20 protein-coding genes are annotated in these 22,747 nt (G+C 64.7%); all 20 read left to right on the top strand.

What is annotated here, in order from left to right; all coding sequences use genetic code 11:
* The coding region (locus tag FFS27_RS03135; RefSeq protein WP_137951933.1) for a FlgK family flagellar hook-associated protein at positions 1-1,561 on the top strand (1,561 nt) is incomplete at its 5' end.
* 38 nt (positions 1,562-1,599) lie between these two features.
* Positions 1,600-2,901 carry a flagellar hook-associated protein FlgL gene (gene flgL / locus FFS27_RS03130; RefSeq protein ID WP_003086414.1) on the top strand — a complete coding sequence of 434 codons (1,302 nt, stop codon included), beginning with the start codon at positions 1,600-1,602 and terminating at the stop codon, positions 2,899-2,901.
* Positions 2,902-3,189: 288 nt separating this feature from the next.
* The gene (locus tag FFS27_RS03125) at positions 3,190-4,326 is read left to right on the top strand and encodes a DegT/DnrJ/EryC1/StrS family aminotransferase (RefSeq protein WP_003086416.1); all 1,137 of its coding nucleotides are present in this window, start codon (positions 3,190-3,192) and stop codon (positions 4,324-4,326) included.
* Between the two features lie 54 nt (positions 4,327-4,380).
* Complete coding sequence (locus FFS27_RS03120) at positions 4,381-4,605, top strand: acyl carrier protein (protein WP_003086419.1); 225 nt, start codon at positions 4,381-4,383, stop codon at positions 4,603-4,605.
* 2 nt (positions 4,606-4,607) lie between these two features.
* A complete protein-coding gene (locus tag FFS27_RS03115; protein WP_003086420.1) occupies positions 4,608-5,648 on the top strand; it encodes a ketoacyl-ACP synthase III in 1,041 nt (346 codons plus the stop codon).
* A gap of 25 nt (positions 5,649-5,673) precedes the next feature.
* Positions 5,674-6,441, top strand: a complete 768-nt coding sequence (locus FFS27_RS03110; protein ID WP_003086422.1) for an SDR family NAD(P)-dependent oxidoreductase — start codon at positions 5,674-5,676, stop codon at positions 6,439-6,441.
* A gap of 10 nt (positions 6,442-6,451) precedes the next feature.
* Positions 6,452-7,084, top strand: a complete 633-nt coding sequence (locus tag FFS27_RS03105; RefSeq protein ID WP_003158205.1) for an acetyltransferase — start codon at positions 6,452-6,454, stop codon at positions 7,082-7,084.
* Between the two features lie 17 nt (positions 7,085-7,101).
* The gene (locus tag FFS27_RS03100) at positions 7,102-8,232 is read left to right on the top strand and encodes an aromatic ring-hydroxylating oxygenase subunit alpha (protein WP_015503347.1); all 1,131 of its coding nucleotides are present in this window, start codon (positions 7,102-7,104) and stop codon (positions 8,230-8,232) included.
* Entirely contained in the window at positions 8,229-8,843 is a 615-nt protein-coding gene (locus FFS27_RS03095) for an acetyltransferase (protein ID WP_021264432.1), read from the top strand. The genes FFS27_RS03100 and FFS27_RS03095 overlap by 4 nt, the downstream gene beginning before the upstream one ends.
* Positions 8,840-10,006, top strand: coding sequence for an FkbM family methyltransferase (locus FFS27_RS03090; protein WP_015503346.1), 1,167 nt, complete (start codon positions 8,840-8,842; stop codon positions 10,004-10,006). Before FFS27_RS03095 ends, FFS27_RS03090 begins: the two co-directional genes overlap by 4 nt.
* A 120-nt stretch (positions 10,007-10,126) precedes the next feature.
* A complete protein-coding gene (locus FFS27_RS03085; RefSeq protein WP_021264433.1) occupies positions 10,127-13,633 on the top strand; it encodes a glycosyltransferase in 3,507 nt (1,168 codons plus the stop codon).
* A 226-nt stretch (positions 13,634-13,859) separates the two neighbouring features.
* Positions 13,860-15,023, top strand: coding sequence for a flagellin (locus FFS27_RS03080; RefSeq protein ID WP_003086434.1), 1,164 nt, complete (start codon positions 13,860-13,862; stop codon positions 15,021-15,023).
* Between the two features lie 79 nt (positions 15,024-15,102).
* Positions 15,103-15,489 (top strand): flagellar protein FlaG, encoded by a 387-nt coding sequence (locus FFS27_RS03075; protein WP_003086436.1) that lies wholly within the window; start codon positions 15,103-15,105, stop codon positions 15,487-15,489.
* A gap of 77 nt (positions 15,490-15,566) precedes the next feature.
* Positions 15,567-17,003 (top strand): flagellar filament capping protein FliD, encoded by a 1,437-nt coding sequence (gene fliD / locus FFS27_RS03070; protein WP_003133924.1) that lies wholly within the window; start codon positions 15,567-15,569, stop codon positions 17,001-17,003.
* A complete protein-coding gene (gene fliS / locus FFS27_RS03065) occupies positions 17,003-17,401 on the top strand; it encodes a flagellar export chaperone FliS (protein ID WP_003086441.1) in 399 nt (132 codons plus the stop codon). The genes fliD and fliS (FFS27_RS03065) overlap by 1 nt, the downstream gene beginning before the upstream one ends.
* 58 nt (positions 17,402-17,459) lie before the next feature.
* Positions 17,460-17,840, top strand: coding sequence for a flagellar export chaperone FliS (gene fliS / locus FFS27_RS03060; RefSeq protein ID WP_003158217.1), 381 nt, complete (start codon positions 17,460-17,462; stop codon positions 17,838-17,840).
* 25 nt (positions 17,841-17,865) lie between these two features.
* Positions 17,866-18,159 (top strand): flagellar protein FliT, encoded by a 294-nt coding sequence (locus FFS27_RS03055; RefSeq protein WP_003086445.1) that lies wholly within the window; start codon positions 17,866-17,868, stop codon positions 18,157-18,159.
* 281 nt (positions 18,160-18,440) lie between these two features.
* On the top strand, positions 18,441-19,913 hold the full coding sequence (gene fleQ, locus FFS27_RS03050) for a transcriptional regulator FleQ (protein WP_003086448.1): 1,473 nt from the start codon (positions 18,441-18,443) through the stop codon (positions 19,911-19,913).
* A 112-nt stretch (positions 19,914-20,025) separates the two neighbouring features.
* Positions 20,026-21,234: a sensor histidine kinase FleS gene (gene fleS, locus FFS27_RS03045; protein WP_003086450.1), complete on the top strand. Its 1,209-nt coding sequence runs from the start codon at positions 20,026-20,028 to the stop codon at positions 21,232-21,234.
* A 4-nt stretch (positions 21,235-21,238) separates the two neighbouring features.
* Entirely contained in the window at positions 21,239-22,654 is a 1,416-nt protein-coding gene (gene fleR / locus FFS27_RS03040; protein ID WP_003086452.1) for a sigma-54-dependent response regulator transcription factor FleR, read from the top strand.
* The last annotated feature ends 93 nt before the right edge of the window (positions 22,655-22,747 follow it).

Here is a 22,747-nt window from a genome sequence, read left to right as displayed (position 1 = left end):
CGCGCTGGCTTCGCAGGTCAACCATCTGTCACAGAGCGTGGCCAGCTACAACGATGCCATCGCCAAGGCCAAGTCGGCGGGCGCGGTGCCCAACGACCTGATGGATGCGCGCGACGAAGCCGTGCGCAAGCTGTCCGAGATGATCGGGGTGACCGCGGTCACCCAGGACGACAACAGCGTCAGCCTGTTCATCGGTAGCGGCCAGCCGCTGGTGGTGGGCAATACTGTGTCGACCCTGAGCGTGGTGCCCGGGCTGGATGACCCGACCCGCTACCAGGTGCAACTGAGCAACGGCAACTCCATACAGAACGTCACCGGCCTGGTGTCCGGCGGCGAGATGGGTGGCTTGCTGGCCTACCGCAACAGCGCCCTGGACAGCAGCTACAACAAGCTCGGGCAGTTGGCGATCACCCTCGCCGATACCATCAACAAGCAGCTGGGGCAGGGCCTCGACCTGGCCGGCAAGGCCGGCGCCAACCTGTTCGGCGACATCAACGATCCGGACATCACCGCGCTGCGGGTCCTGGCGAAGAACGGCAACACCGGCAATGTCCACGCCAACCTGAACATCACCGATACCAGCAAGCTGAATTCCAGCGATTTCCGCCTGGACTTCGACGGCACCAATTTCACCGCGCGGCGCCTGGGCGACGACGCAAGCATGCAGGTCACGGTCAGCGGTACCGGTCCCTACACCCTCTCGTTCAAGGATGCCAACGGCGTCGACCAGGGCTTCAACCTGACCCTCGACCAGCTCCCGGCTGCCGGCGACCGCTTCACCCTGCAGCCGACCCGGCGTGGCGCGGCGGATATCGAGGCGACGCTGAAGAATGCCTCGCAACTGGCGTTCGCCGGTACCGCGCGTACCGAATCGACCACCGAAAACCGCGGCACCGGCAAGATCGGCGCGCCGACCCTCACCAGCGGTCCGTCGCCGGTGGACCCGGCGGTGCTACAGGGCGCGTTCGGGCCCAACGGGATCAGCCTGGGCGCGACGCTCAGCGCCGACGGCAAGACCTATACCCTGTCCTCGCCGTTGCCGGCCGGCTGGAGCTACGTCGACAAGGACGGTAACGCCCTGACCGGCAGCCCGACGCTGACCAGCGGCAATACCAATACCGTGCGCATGGCGTTCACCGACCCGAGTGGGCAGAAATACAGCTACGAATTCGAGCTCAGCGGCGTACCGCAGAACTCCGACAGCTTCAAGCTGGGCTTCAACGACAAGGGCATTTCCGACAACCGCAACGCTCTCAACCTGCTGGCCCTGCAGACCAAGCCGACCGTCGGCGGCACCGACAACACCGGTTCCACCTACAACGAGGCCTATGGTGGCCTGGTCGAGCGGGTCGGCACCCTGACCGCCCAGGTGCGTGCCAGCAGCGAGGCCAGCGCCACGGTGCTGAAGCAGGCCCAGGACAGCCGCGATTCGTTGTCCGGGGTGAGCCTCGACGAAGAGGCGGCCAACCTGATCCAGTTCCAGCAGTACTACGGTGCCTCGGCCCAGGTGATTCAAGTTGCCCGCACTTTGTTCGATACCCTGATTGGAGCGTTCCGTTGAGTTCTCTCGACGGGGCCTAAGCCAGCGAGACCGCCACCATGCGCATTTCCACCATCCAGGCCTTCAACAACTCGGTCAACGGGATTTCCCGCAACTACGCGGACCTGAACCGTACCTTCGAGCAGATCAGCACCGGCAAGCGCATCCTGACCCCGGCGGACGACCCGGTCGGTTCGGTACGCCTGTTGCGCCTGGACCAGGAACAGGGGTTGAACGAGCAGTACAAGACCGGCATGACCGAGGCGAAGAACAGCCTGAGCCAGGAGGAAACCATCCTCCGTTCGGTCGGCAACGTCCTCCAGCGCATCCGTGAGATCGCCGGCCAGGCCGGCGACGGCGCACTGGACTCCAACGACAAGAAGTCGCTGGCCAGCGAGTTGCGCCAGCGCGAGGACGAGTTGCTGAACCTGCTCAACAGCCGCGACGCGAGTGGCAAATACCTGTTTTCCGGGTCCCAGGGCTCGGTGCAGCCGTTCGTGCGCAACGAGGACGGCACCTACAGCTACATGGGCGACGAGAGCCAGCGCGAGGTGCAGATCGCCAGCAGCACGCGGATTCCGGTCAGCGACAGCGGCAAGGTGCTGTTCGAGGACATCGTCAACGCCGCTCGTCTCGATACCAAGGCGGCGGCTGGCAATACCGGCGACGGTCGCATCTCGGTCGGCCTGGTCGAGGACGAGCTGGCCTTCGACAGCCAGTTCCCGGCGAGCAACCCGCCTGCGGCAACCGACGGCTTCAACATCCACTTCGTCAGCGACAAGGAGTACGTGGTCTACGATCCGAAGAGCCTGCCTCCGGGCTATGACTGGACCACCTACGATCCGAATTCGCCGCCGGCCTGGCAATTGTCCAAGGGCGCCATCGACGACGACCCGAAGACCATCGACAAGGTGCTCTACGCCGGCGTCAGCGTGACGATCGACGGCACGCCGAAGGCGGGCGACGAGTTCAACGTCAACTACAAGCCGGGCAGCGAGAAGCGCAGCCTGCTGAACGTGGTGTCGGACCTGCGCAAGGCCCTGGAAAGCTCCACCGACAACCAGGCCGGCAACGACGCCATCCGCGATGCGACGGCGGTGGCCCTGACCAACCTCTCCGCCGTGGCTGCCGCCGTGGATGGCGGCCAGGGCAAGATCGGCGCGCGCCTGAATACCGTGGAAAGCACCGAGACCTTCATCGACGATGTGAAGCTGGTGAATGCGTCGGTGATGTCGCAGATCCAGGACCTGGACTACGCCGAGGCGTTGTCGCGGCTGTCGTTGCAGTCCACCATCATGGATGCCGCGCAGCAGAGCTACGTGAAGATCCAGGGGTTGAGCCTGTTCAACTACCTGAAGTGACAGTCCCTCTGTGGAACAGGGCCCATGACTCCGTCATGGGCCTTTTCGTTCGCAGGGACTGTACCTGTGTCGCTGGAGGGTATGTTCCGCAAGGTCTACGGAAACACGGGAGAATTTGTCAGAAGTTTGACTGCCGATTCGCGCCGCAGCGCCTGTGGAACAGCCAGGGGCCGCGCGACCAGGGGCTTTGACCTGCATCAAGCTCTTTGGGTACGGGCCTTGCATAGAGTGGCGTGCTCGGGTTTTTCGCCCTTTACTCGCCTGAGTATCCATTCATCAGGGCCCTACATGAACAACAAGACGATCCCGGTCACCAGCCCGCTGCTGCCGCCCCTGGAAGAGTTCATCCCCTACCTGGAAAAGATCTGGGAGAGCCGTTTCCTGACCAACGGGGGCGACATGCACCATGCGTTGGAAGAGGCCCTGTGCGAGTACCTGGGGGTGAAGCACATTGTGCTCTTCGCCAACGCCACCCTGGCGCTCATCACCGCGCTGCAGGCATTGCGGGTGACCGGCGAGGTGATCACCACGCCGTACTCCTTCGTCGCCACCAGCCACGCGCTGCTGTGGAACGGGCTCAAGCCGATCTTCGTGGACATCGACCAGGACTCCATGAATCTCGACCCGTCGCGGATCGAGGCGGCGATCACCCCGCAGACCACCGCGATCCTGCCGGTGCATTGCTACGGCAACCCCTGCGATGTCGAGGCTATCCAGCGGATCGCCGATATCCACCACCTGAAGGTCATCTACGATGCCGCGCATGCCTTCGCCGTGCGCGACGCCGGCGGCAGCGTACTGCGCCACGGCGACCTGAGCATCCTCAGCTTCCATGCCACCAAGGTGTTCAACACCTTCGAGGGCGGTGCGATCATCTGCTCGGACGAAAACACCCGGCAACGCCTCAACCACCTTAAGAATTTCGGCTTCGTCGACGAGGTCACGGTGGTCATGCCCGGCATCAACGGCAAGCTCAACGAGGTCGGCGCTGCCTTCGGGCTGCTGCAACTCAAGCACGTCGACCAGGCCCTGGAGCAGCGCAGGGAGATCGCCGAGCGCTATCGGCGCCTGCTGGCCGGCGTCCCTGGCATCCAGTGCCTCCGGCCTGGTACCCAGACCTTCGCCAACAACGCCTATTTCCCGATCCTGGTGGAAGACGATTTTCCGCTTTCGCGCGACGAGCTGTACCAGCGCCTGCGCGACAGGGATGTGCTGGTGCGGCGCTACTTCTACCCACTCATCAGTGACTTCCCCATGTACCATTCGCTGCCCTCGGCGGCGCCCGCCAATCTTCCGGTGGCGCGGTCGATTTCCTCGCGGGTGCTGTGCCTGCCGATCTATCCCGGGCTGGCCGCCGCAGACGTCGAGTTCGTCGCCGGCCTGATCGCTTCCGCCGCCATGCCGCGGCGGCGGGCATCAAGTTGAGCCCGTCGCGACCGATAACAGAATGAACAACCGCCTCACTCAGGTAGACAAGAAATGAGCCAAGCAAAATTCATCGAAGACTTCCTTTCCGCCACCGATTTCCAGAATCCCGTCGAGGTCAGCATGGACACCCAGCTCGAAGACCTGCCGGAATGGGACTCGCTGGCCGCGCTCGGGGTCATCGTCATGTTCGACATGGAATACGGCAAGACCATCACCGGCGAAGACCTGATCAAGGCCCGCACGGTGGGCGACCTCTACCAGATGCTCGGACTCTGACCATGGCCACCTCCACGCTGAAGAACGTCCGTTTCGCCGGGATGGCGACCTGCGTCCCCAAGCGCGTTATCTCCAACCTGACCGACTGCAAGCCGCAGCTGCGCGCCGAGCGCGAACGCCTGGTGCGCAACATCGGCATCGAGACGCGGCGCATGGCGCAGGAGTGGCAGTGCTTCTCCGACCTGGCCTTCGACGCCGCCGAGCGCCTGCTAGAAAGCCTGGAGTGGAAGCGCGAGGAGGTCGATGCGCTGATCGTCGTGACCCAGTCTCCCGACTACCTGGCGCCGGCTACCGCGATCATCCTCCAGGACCGCCTGGGGCTGCCGCATTCCACCGTGGCCTTCGACGTCAACCTGGGTTGCTCGGCCTATCCGTTCGCCCTCAACCTGCTGGGTTCGCTGATTGCCGCCGGCGGGGTGAAGAAGGGCCTTGTGCTGGTCGGCGACCGCGGCGCCAGTGTCAACGATCCGATCTTCTCCGACGCGGGCACCGCGACGGCGCTGGAGTTCTGCGAAGGCGCGCCGCCGATGCATTTCGACCTGAACAGCGACGGCAGCGGCTACAAGGCCATCATCCTGCCGGTGGGCGGCCATCGCGAACCGGTCGGCGTGCAGCACCTGATGCCGTTCCGCGAGGACGAGAACGACCATTGGCACCGTGCCATCGACCTGCAGCTCGACGGCACCGCCGTGCTCAGCTTCTCCACCCAGCGCGTACCGCCGGCGGTGGAAAAGCTGCTCGACTATGCCGGTGCGAGCAAGGACGAAGTGGACTACTTCGTTTTCCACCAGGCCAACCGGATGATCAACGAGACCATCCGCAAGAAGCTCGGCCTGCCGGTAGAGAAGGTGCCTTCGACCCTGCGCGACTTCGGCAACACCAGCGGCGCCTCCCTGCCGGTGACCATGACCGCGCGGATCAACCGGGAACTCGAGGCCGGCCGCAATCGCGTGTTGCTCTGCGGCTTCGGTATCGGCCTGTCCTGGGGTACCTGCCTGGTGGATATCGAAGGGGCGAAGTTCCCCGACCTGATCGAATCCTGAGAGCCTTGAACGCGGAATCAGCCAAGTGAACGACGAGACTTCCTTCAATCCCTTCAGCCTGTCGGGCAGGCGCATCCTGGTCACCGGCGCCAGTTCCGGCCTGGGCCTGGCCATCGCGCAGAGCTGCGCGCGGATGGGCGCCGAGCTGATCGTTACCGGACGTGACCAGACCCGCCTGGATGGATGCCTGACAACCTTGCAGTCGATCTCGGAGCTGCCGCACCGTGCTGTCCAGGCCGATCTTCGGGTAGCCGAGGAGCGCGCTGCGGTGGTAGCGGCTGTCGACAGCGAAATCCATGGACTGGTGCATAGCGCCGGTATTTCCCGTCTGTGTCCAGTGCGGATGATGACCGAAGCGCACTTGCATGAAGTCCAGTCGATCAATGTCGACTCGCCGATGCTGCTTACCCAGGCGTTGCTCAAACGCAACCTGGTAGCGCCCGGCGGTTCGATCCTGTTCATCGCTTCCATCGCCGCCCACATCGGGGTTGCCGGAGTGGGCGCATACTCGGGGACCAAGGCCGCTCTGATCGCCATGTCCCGCTGCCTGGCCATGGAAGTGGTGAAGCGCAACATCCGGGTTAACTGCCTGTCTCCATCACTGGTGGAAACACCGCTTCTGGATGCAGCCACCCAGACGGTCGGTTCGATGGACGGTCAACGCAGCAACCACCCGATGGGCTTCGGCAAGCCCGAGGATATCGCCAACGCCGCTATCTTCATGCTTTCCGATGCCAGCCGCTGGGTGACCGGCACGACCCTGGTGATGGACGGCGGCCTGACCATCAGTTGAGGACGATGCAATGAAGAGGATCATCATCCTCGGCGCCGGTGGGTTGGGGCGTCAGGTGCTGGCCCAGCTGCAGGTCGACTACGGTCACGGCATCGACTGGGTGATCGGCGGGTTTCTCGACGAGCGCGGCCCCGAAGCGGTCGCGGAGTCGCTCTACTACCCGTGGCTCGGGTATCCGGAGAGCTTCGTCGCGGAGCCTGACCAACTGTTCGTCGCCGCGGTCGGCGATCCGCTCAGTCGCCAGAAGCAGGTCGCATGCCTGCTGGCGAAGGGCGCCGAGTTCGTCGCTATCCGCACCCGCTGCACCCTTGGCGTGCGGACCAGCTACGGCCCGACCTTCTTCGGCTACGACGTGAGCAGCGGCGTGGACTGCCGTATCGGCGCCTACGGTTTCATCGACCAGCAAACCATGCTCGGCCACGACGTGGTCATCGGTGACTATGTACATATCGGCCCGCGCTGCCTGCTGGCCGGCTACGTGAAGGTGGGCGATCGTGCGGTGATCAACTCCGGGGCGATGATCGCCCGCGACGTCAGTATCGGCGAAGACGCCGTGGTGGGCATGGGCGCGGTGGTGTTCAAGGACGTGGCGGCCGGACAGACCGTGGTCGGCAATCCGGCCCGGGTTATTTTCAGCAAGTGAAGGTTGTGGATGTGGACATGACTCGCCATGCGCTGGACGCAGCGCACTACACCGAGCCGCAGACGCTCGCGCTGGAGCGCGAAAGGCTGTTCGGCAGGCTCTGGATCTTCGTCGGCTTCAGTTCGATGGTGCGCGAGCGCAACCAGTTCTTCACCCGCAAGATCGTCGGCGTGCCGGTCGTGGTGCAGCGTACCGAGTCCGGCATCCGGGCCTTTCTCAACCAGTGTCCGCATCGTCTGTCGGCCATCCAGACCGAATGCACCGGCCAGCGACCGCTGGTCTGCCCGTACCATGCCTGGTCGTTCGGCGCCGAGGGGCAGCTACAGGGCATTCCGAACTCCAGTCTGTACCAGTTCAGCGCCGAGGAGCGGGCGCAGATCGGCTTGCGCAAGCTGCACCTGGAAGAGGTGGGGCAACTGCTGTTCGTCAACCTGGCGGACGACCCGCTGCCGCTGCGCGAGCAGTTCGACGATGGATTCCTGGAAACCTTGCGGGAGGTCTCCTCGCACCTGGATACGCGGCTGATCTACAGCTGCCACAAGGTGCGCTACAACTGGAAGCTGAACATGGAGAACGTGAAGGACTACAACCATGTTCCTTTCGTCCATCCGAAGACCTTCCTCCCGGTGATGACCGCCCCGGTGCGCGGTCTGGCACGCGAGGCTGCGGTGCCATCCGAGGTGCTGCGCCTGCTGCAGGAAGGCGAAACGCCGGAGCTGCGTTCGCTGAGCTTCCCCACCAAGGCGCCGATCCAGCCCTACAAGAGCTGGTTCTCCGACCTCTGTGAGGGCTACGGCGACGAGCACGCCTACTACAACTGGTTCATCTACCCGAACGTGAACTTCTGCAGCGTCCGTGGCGAGCACTTCCTGCTCCAGCAGTACGATCCGGTGGCACCCGGCGAGACCGACTACCACTTGTGGATGATGACTGCCCGGCGCAAGGATCCGAAGACCGATTTCAGCGCTTTGCTGAGCACCCTGATTCGCGGCGAGCGTAACGTGATCGGCGAGGACACCCTGGTCCTGGAACGCCTCCAGGAGGGGCTGGGCGCACATTCGCCGCCGTTCATGCACGGCGACTACGAGGTGCAGCTGGTGCGCCAGCACCTGTGGTATCGCGCGCAGGTACTGGGGGAGAGGGCATGAAGCAGGCGATCATCGTCGGGGAAGGGCGCGCGCTCGAACGGGCGGACAGTACTGCGCGGGAACGGAGACTGGAACACCGGGTCCTGGAGCTGAATGCTGCGGATCGACACAACTTCGATATTGCGCCTCTGCTCGAACGCTACCCCGCTGCGGAAAGCGAAGTATTCGTGGCGCTGGACGAGCGGGCGGTGAACTACGCCCGCCACAAGCTCATCGCGGATATCCGCCTGGCGGGCTACCGGCTATTCGATATCGTCTCGCCTCAGGCCATCGTCGGCGAAGGCGTGCGACTGCTGGGCAACGTGTTCGTCGGCGCCGGTTGCGTGCTCGCCGGTCCTGCCCGCATCGGCACTGGCAGTTGGCTGGAGCTGCAGGTCCTGGTGGAGGAGGACTGCCGGGTCGGAACCTGTAGCACGCTGCTCGCTGGCGTGCAGTTGGGACGGCGAGTGGAGATCGGCCAGGGCAGCACGCTGGGTGCGGGCAGCGTCGCGCTCGCCGACACCCGGGTGGGGCGACACTGCGAATGGTTGTTGCCGGGCAGGCTTCCCCGGGAACTACCCAATTACTCCTTTTACGATGAACTCATGCCCGATGGGGCACGCATCCTATGAGCGGGGAGCTGTCGATGATGGCGGGAAACGATATGACGCAGGCGGACTTCCTTTCGCGATGCGAACGGAGCGGATATCTATTGGTGCTGGTGCCTACTTCCTATCTTGGAGGGGTGTTCCGCTCACAGGTGGTTGCCGGTTTGTCACAGCGTCTGCCTGGGGTTCGCCTGATTGCTGTGGACGATGTGCTTTTCGCCAGCAATAGCGTTCCCGATGGTTTCGACCAGGTGATTCCTACCGCCCAGTTGAAGGAACCATGCCACGCAGGGAAACCCGCGGTGAATTGTGCCTATTCGCTGCCTACCTGGCTGACGCTGGATCACCTGGCGAAGACTGCGCAATGCATCACCCTCGATCTGCCCGAGCTTCTCTACCTGCTGGATATTCCTTTGGTCTACCAGACCGGCGCGCTGACTCGCGAATTGGCGATGCAGCATCACGCCGAGTTCGTCTCGCTGCGCGAGCGCCTGGCCGACGAGCGAAGCCGGAAGACCCTGGAAGCCATCATGCGCCTGCGTTTGGACGGCAACCGCGCTGCGTTGCTGGACGTGTTGTGTCCGGGAGAGCAGGAATACTTTTCCCTGTATCGGGGCCCCGAGCATCCGATCGTCTTGCGAAGCGACGAGCATTACGTGGATATCGGTGCCTACGATGGCGATACGGTGAAGAAGTTCATGCTGGCGGCTCGTCATGAATATGCTTCGATCCATGCCTTCGAGCCTGATCCGGCGAATTACCGGCTCATGCATGCGTCGCTTGCTGGAAGTGTCGGTCTCCATCTGCATAACCAGGCGGTGTCCGATACCGGCGGCCATCTCGCATTCGCAGCCCACGGCACCATGGGAAGCAGGGTCGAGATAGACGGCACCGTGCAGGTGCCGTGCGTGCGGCTCGACGATGTCCTCGATGTCATGACCTTGCTGAAAATGGATGTGGAAGGCCATGAGGCACGGGTTCTGCGGGGGGCCGCGCGGCTGATCGACGAGTGCCGGCCGCGCATGGCCATCACCTGTTACCACCATGTGCAGGACCTGCTGGACATCGTCGCCGCGATCGACGGGATCGCTGCGGGAGCCCGGCTGCGCCTGCGCCATTACTCGCTGTATTTCTACGACACGATCCTCTATGTCGACTGGCCCGATGCTCTTCGTGAAGGGCGCTGACGCGCTCGTCGGAGCAGATGCTCCGCCGCGGGGAGTCGAGACCGGGAGCGGCGACACGAAGGGCCATGGCCCGGCCCTTCCGATCACCATGCGCTGCACCAATTACTCAGGAATGGCTCAATGAGCGCGAACGTTCGTGTCAGCATCGTCATGCCGACCTACAAGCTGGAGTACTTCGAGGACGCCCTCGACAGCGTGCTCGGGCAGACCTATCCGGCCCTGGAGCTGATCATCTGCGACGACAGCAGCGACGAGCGGATCGCCACGCTGGTCGAGCAGAAGCGCGCCTCCGCGGCGTTCCCGATCCGCTACTTCCGTAACGAGACGCGCCTCGGCGAGCTGGGCAGCACGGCGAAAGGCATCCGCCTGGCGGAGGGCGAGTACGTCAAGTTTCTCCACGACGACGACGTGTTGCTTCCCGAATGCGTCGAGGCGTTGGTGGGAGCGATGGAGCGCGAGCCGAACGTGGTCCTGGCCTCGTCGCGGCGGTTGCGTATCGACGAGGAAGGGCAGCCGCTGCCGGACATCCTGGCGACCTGCTTCCCGTTCGCCGGCGACGTCCTGATCGACGGTCGCGAGCTGGTCTCGTTCCTCGCCGACCACACCATCAACTTCATCGGCGAACCCAGTTGCCTGATGGCCCGGCGCGATGCGCTGCTGCAGATCTGCGAGCGCCTGATGATGCTCAACGGCCGGGCCATCGACTGGATCGGCGACCTGGCCATGTGTGCGCAGTTGCTACAGCGTGGCGACCTGGCGTTCCTGTCGCGGCCGCTGACCCGTTTCCGCGTCTCCCGCCAGCAGTTCAGCCAGATCGGGCGCGACCAGCCCGGTATCGGCGAGCAGGGCCATGCCGACTTCCGCCTGGCTATCCGCGAACTGGGTTGGTATCGCCAGGCCGGCGACAACCGCTTCGTCCGGGTGGCACCGATCACCCGCCTGGACGCCCGTGTCTTCAAGCCGGTCAACCTGCTCGCCGCGCTGAGGCGGGCGGCGGGCTTCGGTAGCGTCACGCTGTCGACCTGGCTGGAGGCGCGGCGGCCGGATACGGTGCAGAAGGTGCTGATCGATCGATTCCTGCAGGAGCAGGGTGGTGGGCCGCGCTTCGCGGTGCTGGTGCTCGATGCCCACGGCGATACCGAGGCCGTGGAGCGTACCCTGCAGAGCCTGGAGCACGTCAATTCGTATCCACGTGTCGAGAGCCACCTGTTCGCGCCGCTGGGCACGAGTCCGCGGAACGGAGCGATGCTCTTCGATCCAGAGGTGGGGCCGGTGCCGACGATCAACCAGGCGCTTGCCCGGCTTGATACCGACTGGTTGCTCCTGGTCGAAGCGGGTGTCGAATTCACTGTCAGCGGCCTGCTGGTGGCGGCGCTGGACCTGCTGGCGGCACCGGAGAGCTGCCAGGCGGTGTACGCCGACGAACTCATGCGCCTGGATGACGGCGAGCTGGGCGCGGCGTTGCGCCCGGACCTGAATCTCGACCTTCTGCTCAGTTTCCCCGCCGGCCTGTCCCGGCACTGGTTGTTCCGCCGCGAGCCGCTGCTTGCCACGGGCGGATTCGACGAGACCGCCGGCGAGGCTTTCGAGCTGGCCTACCAGTTGCGTCTCGTCGAGCAGCGGGGCCTGGGCTGTATCGGACACATCAGCGAGCCACTGCTGTCTGGCCCAGCGCTGCGCCTGCAGGACAGCACCGCCGAGCGTGCGGCGATCGAAGGCCACCTGCGTGCCCGTGGCTACGCGCAGGCGACAGTCGGAAGCCGGCTGCCGGGGCGCTACGAGCTAGACTACGGCCACGCCGGGCAACCGCCGGTCAGCATCCTGGTGCTGGCCGGGGAGCGCCTGGCGCAGCTCCAGCGTTGCGTAGAAACCGTGCTGGAGAATACCGCCTATCCCAACTACGAGATCCTTCTGCTGGAACAGGGTGGCGAAGCGGCCGACGTTCGCGAATGGCTGCTCGCCGTCGAAGGCATGGGCGTCGAGCAGGTGCGGGTGCTGCGAGGCGATGGGCAGTTGTCCCGTGGGGCTCTGCGCAACCTGGCGGCGTCCCGGGCGCGCGGCGAATTCCTGCTCTGGCTCGATGCCGGCAGCGGCATCCTCGACAAGGACTGGCTGCAGCAGTTACTCAACCATGGCCAGCGTCCGGAAGTCGGCGCGGTAGGCGCCAAGCTCCTGGCGGCGGACGGACGGGTCTGCCACGCCGGCTGGCTGCTCGGTTTGTGCGGACCGGCCGGGCGGGCCTTCGAAGGGCGTTCGCACGAGGACGCCGGTTACCTGCAGCGCCTGCAGGTGGACCAGAACTACTCGGCGGTGGCTGGCGAATGCCTGTTGATGCGCCGCGAGTTGTTCCTCGAATTGGGCGGTTTCGACGAGGCGCTGACGCGCTGGGACGATGTCGACATCTGCCTGCGGGCGGTCCAGGCGGGCTACCTGAACGTATGGACGCCGCGTGCGCGGCTGTTGCTCGATGCGCCTGCCACGACGGCGGCGAGCGTCGAGGAAGAAGATGCGCTGTACGCGCGCTGGCTACCGTTGTTGGCACGCGATCCCGCCTATAACCCGGGCTTTTCGTTGCAGGCCGAAGGCGGTTTCAAGCTGGCCGACCCGCAGCTGGCCTGGCGCCCGTTGCAGGGGTGGCGGCCCTTGCCCACTGTCCTGGCGCACCCCGCCGACCTGTTCGGCTGCGGCCATTACCGGGTGATCCAGCCGTTCAGCGCGTTGCGCGAGTCGGCATCCATCGATGGCGCGCTGTCGATCGGCCTGATGCACGTGGCCGATCTGGAGCGCTACGACCCGGACGTACTGGTGCTGCAGCGCCAGGTCGGCGAGGAGCGTCTCGAGGCCATGCGGCGGATGCAGGCGTTCTCGCGAGCCTTCAAGGTCTACGAGCTGGACGACTATCTGCCCAACGTGCCCCTCAAGAGCGCCCATCGCCAGCACCTGCCGAAGGACATCCTGCGCACGTTGCGTCGCGGGCTGGGTTACGTCGACCGCTTCGTGGTGTCGACGCCGGCCCTGGCAGAGGCCTTCGCCGGTCTCCACCCGGATATCCGGGTGATCGAGAACCGCCTGCCGGTGGGGTGGTGGCAGGGGCTGCGGGCGCAGCGGCGGCGCGGCGAGCGGCCACGTGTTGGTTGGGCGGGCGGCTCGAGCCATACCGGCGACCTGGAACTGATCGCCGACGTGGTCCGGGAACTGGCCGACGAAGTCGACTGGGTGTTCTTCGGCATGTGCCCGCCGTCCATCCGTCCCTTCGTCAGGGAAGTGCATGCGGGGGTGCCTATCGAACGCTATCCGCGGGCATTGGCGGCTCTCGATCTCGACCTGGCGCTGGCGCCGGTGGAGCAGAACCTGTTCAACGAGTGCAAGAGCAATCTGCGCCTGCTGGAATACGGCGCCTGCGGTTTCCCGGTGGTCTGCAGCGACGTGCGCTGCTACCAGGACGATCTGCCGGTGACGCGGGTGAAGAACCGTTTCCGCGACTGGGTGGACGCGATCCGCATGCATACCCGCGACCTGGATGCCGCGGCCAGGGCAGGGGATCACCTGCGCGAACGGGTGCTGGCGGATTGGATGCTCGACGGCGAGCGTTTGCGCGCCTGGTATCGTGCCTGGATGCCGGACTGAGCGGCCGGCGGGGCTTTCCGTCGCGCTGTCCGCAGCGCTTGGGAGGCCTTGCGCGAACCCCTCCGACGGGGACGATGCATGAAAAACGAGGATGGTCAAAAAAAAACCTAAAGCTCCCCAGGGAAGCGCCGATAAAGATCACGAATGCGAACTTTAGGGGTGCCTGGGCGATGCCCACCCGAGGTCGCAAGCTCAGGCAAACATATCGTCCTTGGAGGGCATCAAGATGGCCTTGACCGTCAACACCAACATCGCTTCGCTGAACACTCAGCGGAACCTGAACAACTCTTCCGCGTCGCTGAACACTTCGCTGCAGCGTCTGTCCACCGGTTCGCGCATCAACAGCGCCAAGGACGACGCCGCCGGCCTGCAGATCGCCAACCGTCTGACCAGCCAGGTCAACGGCCTGAACGTGGCTACCAAGAACGCCAACGATGGTATCTCCCTGGCGCAGACCGCTGAAGGCGCCCTGCAGCAGTCGACCAACATCCTGCAGCGTATGCGTGACCTGTCCCTGCAGTCGGCCAACGGCTCCAACAGCGACTCCGAGCGTACCGCTCTGAATGGCGAAGTGAAGCAACTGCAGAAAGAACTGGATCGTATCAGCAACACCACCACCTTCGGTGGCCGCAAGCTGCTCGACGGTTCCTTCGGCGTCGCCAGCTTCCAGGTGGGTTCGGCCGCCAACGAAATCATCAGCGTCGGCATCGACGAGATGAGCGCAGAGTCGCTGAACGGCACCTACTTCACGGCTACTGGCGGCGGTGCGGTCACTGCTGCAACCGCTTCGGGCACCGTCGACATCGCGATCGGCATCACTGGCGGCAGCGCCGTGAACGTCAAGGTCGACATGAAGGGCAACGAAACCGCCGAGCAGGCGGCTGCCAAGATCGCCGCTGCGGTCAACGACGCCAACGTCGGCATCGGTGCCTTCACCGACGGCGCGCAGATCAGCTACGTGTCCAAGGCTAGTGCGGATGGTACTACCAGTGCGGTTTCCGGCGTAGCCATCACCGACACCGGCAGCACCGGCGCAGGCACCGCGGCAGGCACCACGACGTTCACCGAGGCTAACGACACCGTCGCCAAGATCGACATCTCCACCGCGAAGGGCGCTCAGTCCGCCGTGCTGGTGATCGACGAGGCGATCAAGCAGATCGACGCCCAGCGTGCCGACCTCGGTGCGGTGCAGAACCGCTTCGACAACACCATCAACAACCTGAAGAACATCGGTGAGAACGTATCGGCTGCTCGCGGCCGGATCGAAGACACCGACTTCGCAGCCGAAACCGCCAACCTGACCAAGAACCAAGTGCTGCAACAAGCCGGCACCGCGATCCTGGCCCAGGCCAACCAGCTGCCGCAGTCGGTTCTGAGCCTGCTGCGCTAAGCTTCGGCGAGGTCAAGGTGAAGTCACGAGGGGGAGCGCTGGCGCGCTTCCCCTCGTATCTCATTGAGAGGTAGCGACGATGGACGTCAGCAATGTCAACAATTCGACGGCTGCTCCGGTAATCCGGCTGTTCGGCTCGGCGTCTTCTTCCGATGGCGCACGCCCGGCCGGCCAGGCCGGCGAGGCGGCCGCCAGCGCAAGCGCGCAACGGACGGGCGACGTCAGGATGGGCGACAAGGAGCAACGCGCTGCGGTCGAGGAGGCGGTTTCCTCCATCGAGAAGTTCACCCAGAGCATCCGCCGTGATCTGAGTTTCAGCCTGGACGACTCCACGGGGCGGGTAGTGGTCAAGGTGACCGATTCGACTTCCGGAGAAGTCATCCGGCAAATCCCTTCCGAAGAGGCCCTGCGCCTGGCAGAGCGACTGGACGAAGCGCGCAGCCTGCTGTTCAAGGCGGAAGCCTGAGCGGAATTGGCACGTCTTTTGACTGTCTGTTGGAATTGGAAGGACAAAGCGTCAATGAGCTGACGAGGTGAAGCAAGATGGCGAACAGTACGACGATCAACGGCTACAACTCGGGCCTTGATATCAAGAACATCGTTTCCACCCTGGTGGCGGCCGAGAAGGCGCCGAAGGAGGCGCAGCTCAAGCGCCTGGAAAGCGACACCACCGCCAAGTTCACCGGCATCGGCCAGCTCAAGAGCGCGATCTCCGACCTGCAGACCATCCTCAAGGAGCTGAACAAGCCCGAGCTGTTCCAGAAGCGCTCGGCGAGCACCAGCGACGAGAAGTTCGCCACCGCCACCGCCACCAAGGACGCCCTGCCGGGTATCTACAAGCTCGAAGTGACCCAGCTGGCCAGCGTCAGCAAGGTGGCCACCGCGTCGTTTGCCGATGGCTACAAGACCACTTCCGGTGGCACCCTGACCATCAAGCAGGGCGCCGACGATGCCGGCGTCACGGTAAACGTCGCGGCGGGCGCGACCCTCGCCGAAGTGCGCGACTCGCTCAACGCGCAGCTGAAGGACAAGGGCATCAGCGCCAACATCGTCAACAACCCTGGAGACGGAACCTCGCGACTGGTCTTCACCGGCAAGGATTCCGGCGCCGGCAAGGACGTGTTCGTCCAGGGCAGTTCCGGCCTGGAGAACTTCAACATCGGCAGCGTCGGCGCCGATGGCAAGCTGACCCTGTCCCAGTTGGACGGTACGTCCTCCAGCAGCAGCGGCTATATCACCCAGGCGAAGAATGCCAAGTTCAGCATCGACGGCCTGACCCTGGAAAGTCCGACCAATACGGTCGACAAGGTCATCAACGGCGTCACCTTCGAGCTGAAGACGGTCACCGACACTAACAAGCCGATCACCATCTCGGTCGAGCAGGACCGTGGCGGCGTCAAGGACAACATCAAGAAGTTCGTCGAGGCCTACAACAAGCTGGTCGGCGTGACTTCGGAACTGACCGGCGTGACCAAGGTGGGCGACGACAAGGCTCCCGTGGTCGGTGCCTTGGTCGGTGACAGCAGCGTGCGCAACCTGCTCACCACCATGCGCAACGAGATGGTCCAGCCGGGGCAAGGTACCGATGTCCGCATGCTCGCCGACATGGGTATCACCACCAAGAAAGACGGCACCCTGGAGATCGACGACAAGAAACTCGACAAGGTTCTGAAGGACAAGTTCGAGTCGGTTTCCGCTCTGTTCACCGGCGATACCGGCCTGATGAAGCGTCTCGACGACAAGCTCACGCCTTACACCCAGACCGGCGGTGTGCTCCAGCAGCGCCTGGATGGATTGCAGGACACCATCAAGTCGGTGGATACCCAGCGCCAAGCGCTCGATCGCCGGGTCGAGCAGTTACAGGATCGTTTGCTCAAGCAGTTCACCGCCATGGACCAGTTGATCGGCCAGCTCAACCAGACCAGCGGACGCATGGCCCAGGCTCTTAGCAGCCTGCCTGGCCTTGTGAAGAAAAGCTGATGTCGCGTCCTATCGATACCTACCGGCAGGTAGGCAGCGCACAGGACGTCCCGCCCTACCAGGTGGTCAAGCTGCTGCTGGACGGCGCGCTCGAACGCATCGCCCTGGCCCGGCGCGCGGTGCTGGAGCGCAACCCGGCGCTGCGCGGCGAAGCGGTAGGCACCACGTTGTCGATCATCGGCGCCTTGCAGGCTGGCCTCGATCACCAGCAGGGCGGCGAGATAGCCGGCAATCTGGATGCGTTGTACGACTACATGACCCGCCGCCTGGCTGGTGTCGCGCTGGACGACACACCGCGTCCGCTGGACGAGGTCGAGGCGCTGCTGGGCCAGATCAAGCAGGCCTGGGATGCCATTGGCAGCGCCGAAGCGCAGGGCGAAGACAGCGAACGGCGCTAAAGAATCGCGGTAGCCGACCGATATAGAGCGTATCAGTCACCGAACAAGGCAACCGTCGATGAACGCAATGGCAGCCATGCGGCAATACCAGAATGTCAGTACCCAGGCTCAGGCTATCGATGCCAGCCCGCATCGCTTGATCCAGATGCTGATGGAAGGCGGCCTGACCCGGATGGCGCAGGCCCGCGGAGCCCTGGAGCGCGGCGAAGTGGCGCTGAAGGGCGAGCTGATCGGCAAGGCCATCGCCATCGTCGGTGGCCTGCGCGAAGGGCTCGACTTCGAGGCGGGCGGCGAGCTGGCAGCCAACCTCGACCGCCTTTACGCCTACATGTCGATGCGCCTGACGGAAGCCAACTTGAAGAACGACGCGGGCAAGCTCGAGGAAGTTTCCGAGCTGTTGCGCAACATCAAATCCGGTTGGGATGCGATTGCCCCCTGAGAGGCATCCCCAGAGGGACCAAGCAATGAGTGCAGCTGTACAGATCCTTGAAGAAACCGGTAGCGCCCTGCGCGTTGCCCTGGCCAGCCAGAACTGGGAGGCCATCGGTGAACTCGACCAGCGTTGCCGCCAGGCCGTCGACGAGGCGATGCTCGATGTACAGGACGAAGCCACCTTGCGGGCGCGGATGGAAGAGCTGCTGGCGCTGTATCGCGAGCTGATCGATGTCTGCCAGGGCGAGCAGCGCAAGCTGGCCACCGATCTGATCCAGCTGAATCAGTCGAAGCAAGGCGCCAAGGTCTACCAGATGTTCGGATAAGTTTTTCATGGCTTTGTGCCGTTACTTTGGCGCAAGGCTTTTCGGAAAAATTTACATATCCCCAAAAACCCCTGCCAGTACTGCTTTCCATGCGGTCTGTAGGGGTTTTTTATTGCCTCTCCCTGTCGGAAACAGCAAAAAAAACACGCCATAAAATTGACTAATCGTTCACATTTGACTTAACTAGTGGCCAAATGCTGGCTGCTTATTAGAAATAGGCATTAGTCCCAGCCCTCTTTCGGGTCGAGCGAGACCCATTCGATGCAAGGCAGCTGATCAAAATGTGGCGCGAAACCAAACTCTTGCTGATTGACGACAATCTCGATCGCAGTCGCGACCTGGCAGTCATTCTCAACTTCCTCGGCGAAGATCAGCTGACCTGCAACAGCGAGGATTGGCGAGAGGTAGCGGCGGGCCTGAGCAACAGTCGCGAAGCCCTGTGCGTGCTGCTCGGCAGCGTCGAGTCGAAGGGCGGGGCGGTAGAGTTGCTGAAGCAACTGGCCAGTTGGGACGAGTACCTGCCGATCCTGCTGATCGGCGAGCCGGCCCCGGCCGACTGGCCGGAAGAGCTGCGCCGCCGGGTGCTCGCCAGCCTGGAGATGCCGCCCAGCTACAACAAGCTGCTCGACTCCCTGCATCGCGCCCAGGTCTACCGCGAGATGTACGACCAGGCCCGCGAGCGCGGCCGCTCCCGCGAGCCGAACCTGTTCCGCAGCCTGGTCGGCACCAGCCGGGCGATCCAGCAGGTGCGGCAGATGATGCAGCAGGTCGCCGATACCGATGCCAGCGTGCTGATCCTCGGCGAGTCCGGCACCGGCAAGGAAGTGGTGGCGCGCAACCTGCATTACCATTCCAAGCGCCGCGAGGGGCCCTTCGTCCCGGTGAACTGCGGGGCGATCCCGGCGGAACTGCTGGAAAGCGAACTGTTCGGCCACGAGAAGGGCGCCTTCACTGGTGCCATCACCAGTCGTGCCGGACGTTTCGAGTTGGCCAACGGCGGCACCCTGTTCCTCGACGAGATCGGCGACATGCCGCTGCCGATGCAGGTCAAGCTGCTGCGCGTGCTGCAGGAGCGCACCTTCGAAAGGGTCGGCAGCAACAAGACGCAGAACGTCGACGTGCGGATCATCGCCGCGACCCACAAGAACCTCGAGAAGATGATCGAGGACGGCACTTTCCGCGAAGACCTCTACTACCGCCTCAACGTATTCCCCATCGAGATGGCGCCGCTGCGCGAGCGGGTGGAAGACATCGCCCTGCTGCTCAACGAACTGATCTCGCGGATGGAACATGAGAAGCGCGGGTCGATCCGCTTCAACTCGGCGGCGATCATGTCGCTCTGCCGCCACGACTGGCCGGGCAACGTCCGCGAACTGGCGAACCTGGTGGAGCGCCTGGCGATCATGCATCCCTACGGGGTGATCGGGGTCGGCGAACTGCCGAAGAAATTCCGCCATGTCGACGACGAGGACGAGCAACTCGCCAGCAGCCTGCGCGAAGAGCTGGAAGAGCGCGCGGCGATCAACGCCGGGCTGCCGGGAATGGACGCGCCGGCGATGCTGCCGGCCGAAGGCCTGGACCTCAAGGACTACCTGGCCAACCTCGAGCAGGGCCTGATCCAGCAGGCCCTCGACGATGCCGGCGGAGTGGTCGCGCGGGCCGCCGAACGCCTGCGCATCCGCCGCACCACGCTGGTGGAGAAGATGCGCAAGTACGGCATGAGCCGGCGCGACGACGACCTGTCGGATGATTGACAGGTCGTTTCGCAACGCTTTGATTTTCAAATGAAAAAAATTTAGGCACGGGTATTGCTATATCTCCGTCGACCGACAGAACCATGACGTCGCGCCGACCGAGAGAAACGCAATGCAACCAGCCCTCAACGCCTTCACCGAGCAGCCAGCCGATACGGCCGAGGCCACCAGCCGCGCCGGCCTCGAGCAGGCCTTCGCGCTGTTCAACCAGATGTCCAGCCAGCTCAGCGAGTCCTACAGCCTGCTGGAGGAGCGCGTTACCGAGCTGAAAGGGCAACTGGCCCTGGTCAGCGCGCAGCGCATGGAGGAGCTGGCGGAAAAGGAGCGCCTGGCCAACCGCTTGCAGAGCCTGCTCGACCTGCTTCCCGGCGGCGTCATCGTCATCGATGCCCATGGTGTGGTCCGCGAGGCCAACCCGGCGGCCCTGGGCCTGCTTGGCGAACCGTTGGTGGGCATGCTCTGGCGCGAGGTGATCGCCCGCTGCTTCGCTCCGCGCGAGGATGACGGCCACGAGATTTCCCTGCGCGACGGACGTCGCCTGTCCATCGCCACCCGCTCGCTGAACGGCGAACCGGGTCAACTGATCCTGCTCAACGACCTTACCGATACCCGCCGTCTCCAGGAGCAACTGGCGCGCCACGAGCGCCTGTCGGCGCTGGGGCGGATGGTCGCCTCGCTGGCCCACCAGATCCGCACGCCGTTGTCAGCGGCGTTGCTCTATGCCGGGCACCTCAGCGAGCAGGCGCTGCCGACCGACCAGCAGCAACGCTTCGCCGGGCGCCTGAAGGAGCGCCTGCACGAACTGGAACATCAGGTACGCGACATGCTGGTGTTCGCCCGCGGCGAGCTGCCACTGACCGACCGGGTGGCGCCGAAGGCGCTGTTCGACAGCCTGCGCGCGGCGGCCGAAGTCCATGTCCAGGGGCTCCAGGTGCGTTGGCAGTGCGAAGCGCGCGGCGGCGAGCTGCTGTGCAATCGCGACACCCTGGTGGGCACCGTGCTCAACCTGGTGGAGAACGCGATCCAGGCCTGCGGGCCCGAACTGCGCCTGAAGGTGCATCTCTATGCCCGCGCCGACAGCCTGCGCCTCAGCGTCAGCGACAACGGACCGGGCATGGACCCGGCGACCCTGGCGCGCCTGGGCGAACCCTTCTTCACCACCAAGACCACCGGTACCGGGCTCGGCCTGGCGGTGGTCAAGGCCGTGGCGCGCGCCCACCAGGGGCAATTGCAGTTGCGCTCTCGGCCCGGGCGCGGCACCTGCGCCACCTTGATCCTGCCGCTGATTCCGGCGGCGCCTCTTTCTGCGATTCAGGAGTAACCCCATGGCAGCCAAAGTCCTGCTGGTCGAAGACGACCGCGCACTACGCGAAGCCCTCAGCGACACCCTGCTGCTGGGCGGTCACGAGTTCGTCGCCGTGGACTCGGCGGAGGCGGCGCTGCCGGTCCTGGCCCGCGAAGCCTTCAGCCTGGTGATCAGCGACGTGAACATGCCGGGCATGGACGGACACCAGTTGCTCGGCCTGATCCGTACGCGCTACCCGCACCTGCCGGTGTTGCTGATGACCGCCTACGGCGCGGTCGATCGCGCCGTCGAGGCGATGCGCCAGGGCGCCGCCGACTACCTGGTCAAGCCGTTCGAGGCGCGGGCGCTGCTCGACCTGGTGGCACGCCATGCGCTGGGCCAGTTGCCGGGCAGCGAGGAGGATGGTCCGGTGGCCCTGGAGCCGGCCAGCCGGCAGTTGCTGGAACTGGCCGCGCGGGTCGCGCGCAGCGATTCCACCGTGCTGATCTCCGGCGAGTCCGGGACCGGCAAGGAAGTCTTGGCCAACTATATCCACCAGCAATCGCCGCGTGCCGGCAAGCCGTTCATCGCGATCAACTGTGCGGCGATCCCGGACAACATGCTCGAGGCCACCCTGTTCGGCCACGAGAAAGGTTCCTTCACCGGCGCCATTGCCGCCCAGCCCGGCAAGTTCGAGCTGGCCGACGGCGGCACCATTCTTCTCGACGAGATATCGGAAATGCCCCTCGGCCTGCAGGCCAAGCTGCTGCGCGTATTGCAGGAGCGCGAGGTGGAGCGGGTCGGTGCGCGCAAGCCGATCAACCTGGATATCCGCGTGCTTGCCACGACCAACCGCGATCTCGCGGCGGAAGTCGCGGCGGGGCGTTTCCGCGAGGACCTCTACTATCGCCTGTCGGTCTTCCCGCTGGCCTGGCGGCCGCTGCGCGAACGCCCTGCGGACATCCTGCCGCTGGCCGAGCGTCTGCTGCGCAAGCACAGCCGCAAGATGAACCTCGGCGCGGTGGCGCTCGGCCCCGAGGCCGCCCAGTGCCTGGTCCGGCATGCCTGGCCGGGCAACGTACGGGAACTCGACAACGCCATCCAGCGTGCGTTGATCCTGCAACAGGGCGGCCTGATCCAGCCCGCCGACCTGTGCCTCACCGCGCCGATCGGCATGCCGCTCGAGGCCCCGGTGCCCATGCCGGCAATGCCACCGGCCACCCCGCCGAGCGTCGAGATTCCGTCGCCGGCCGCAGGCCAGGACGCTAGCGGCGCGCTGGGCGACGACCTGCGCCGCCGCGAATTCCAGGTGATCATCGATACCCTGCGCACCGAGCGCGGCCGCCGCAAGGAGGCTGCCGAGCGCCTTGGCATCAGCCCACGGACCCTGCGCTACAAGCTCGCCCAGATGCGCGACGCGGGGATGGACGTGGAGGCCTATCTCTACGCCATCTGAGGGCTCGCCATGTTCCCCAGGCCCGCCTCGTGCGGGCCTTATGCGTCCGCCGCCGGTCGTCGCCCAGGGCTGTTCGAGCGTGCGCGCCTGCCG

This window comes from Pseudomonas sp. 2VD, from assembly GCF_005503585.1.
GTDB lineage: Bacteria > Pseudomonadota > Gammaproteobacteria > Pseudomonadales > Pseudomonadaceae > Pseudomonas > Pseudomonas aeruginosa.
This window is presented reverse-complemented; position numbering and strand designations above follow the sequence as displayed.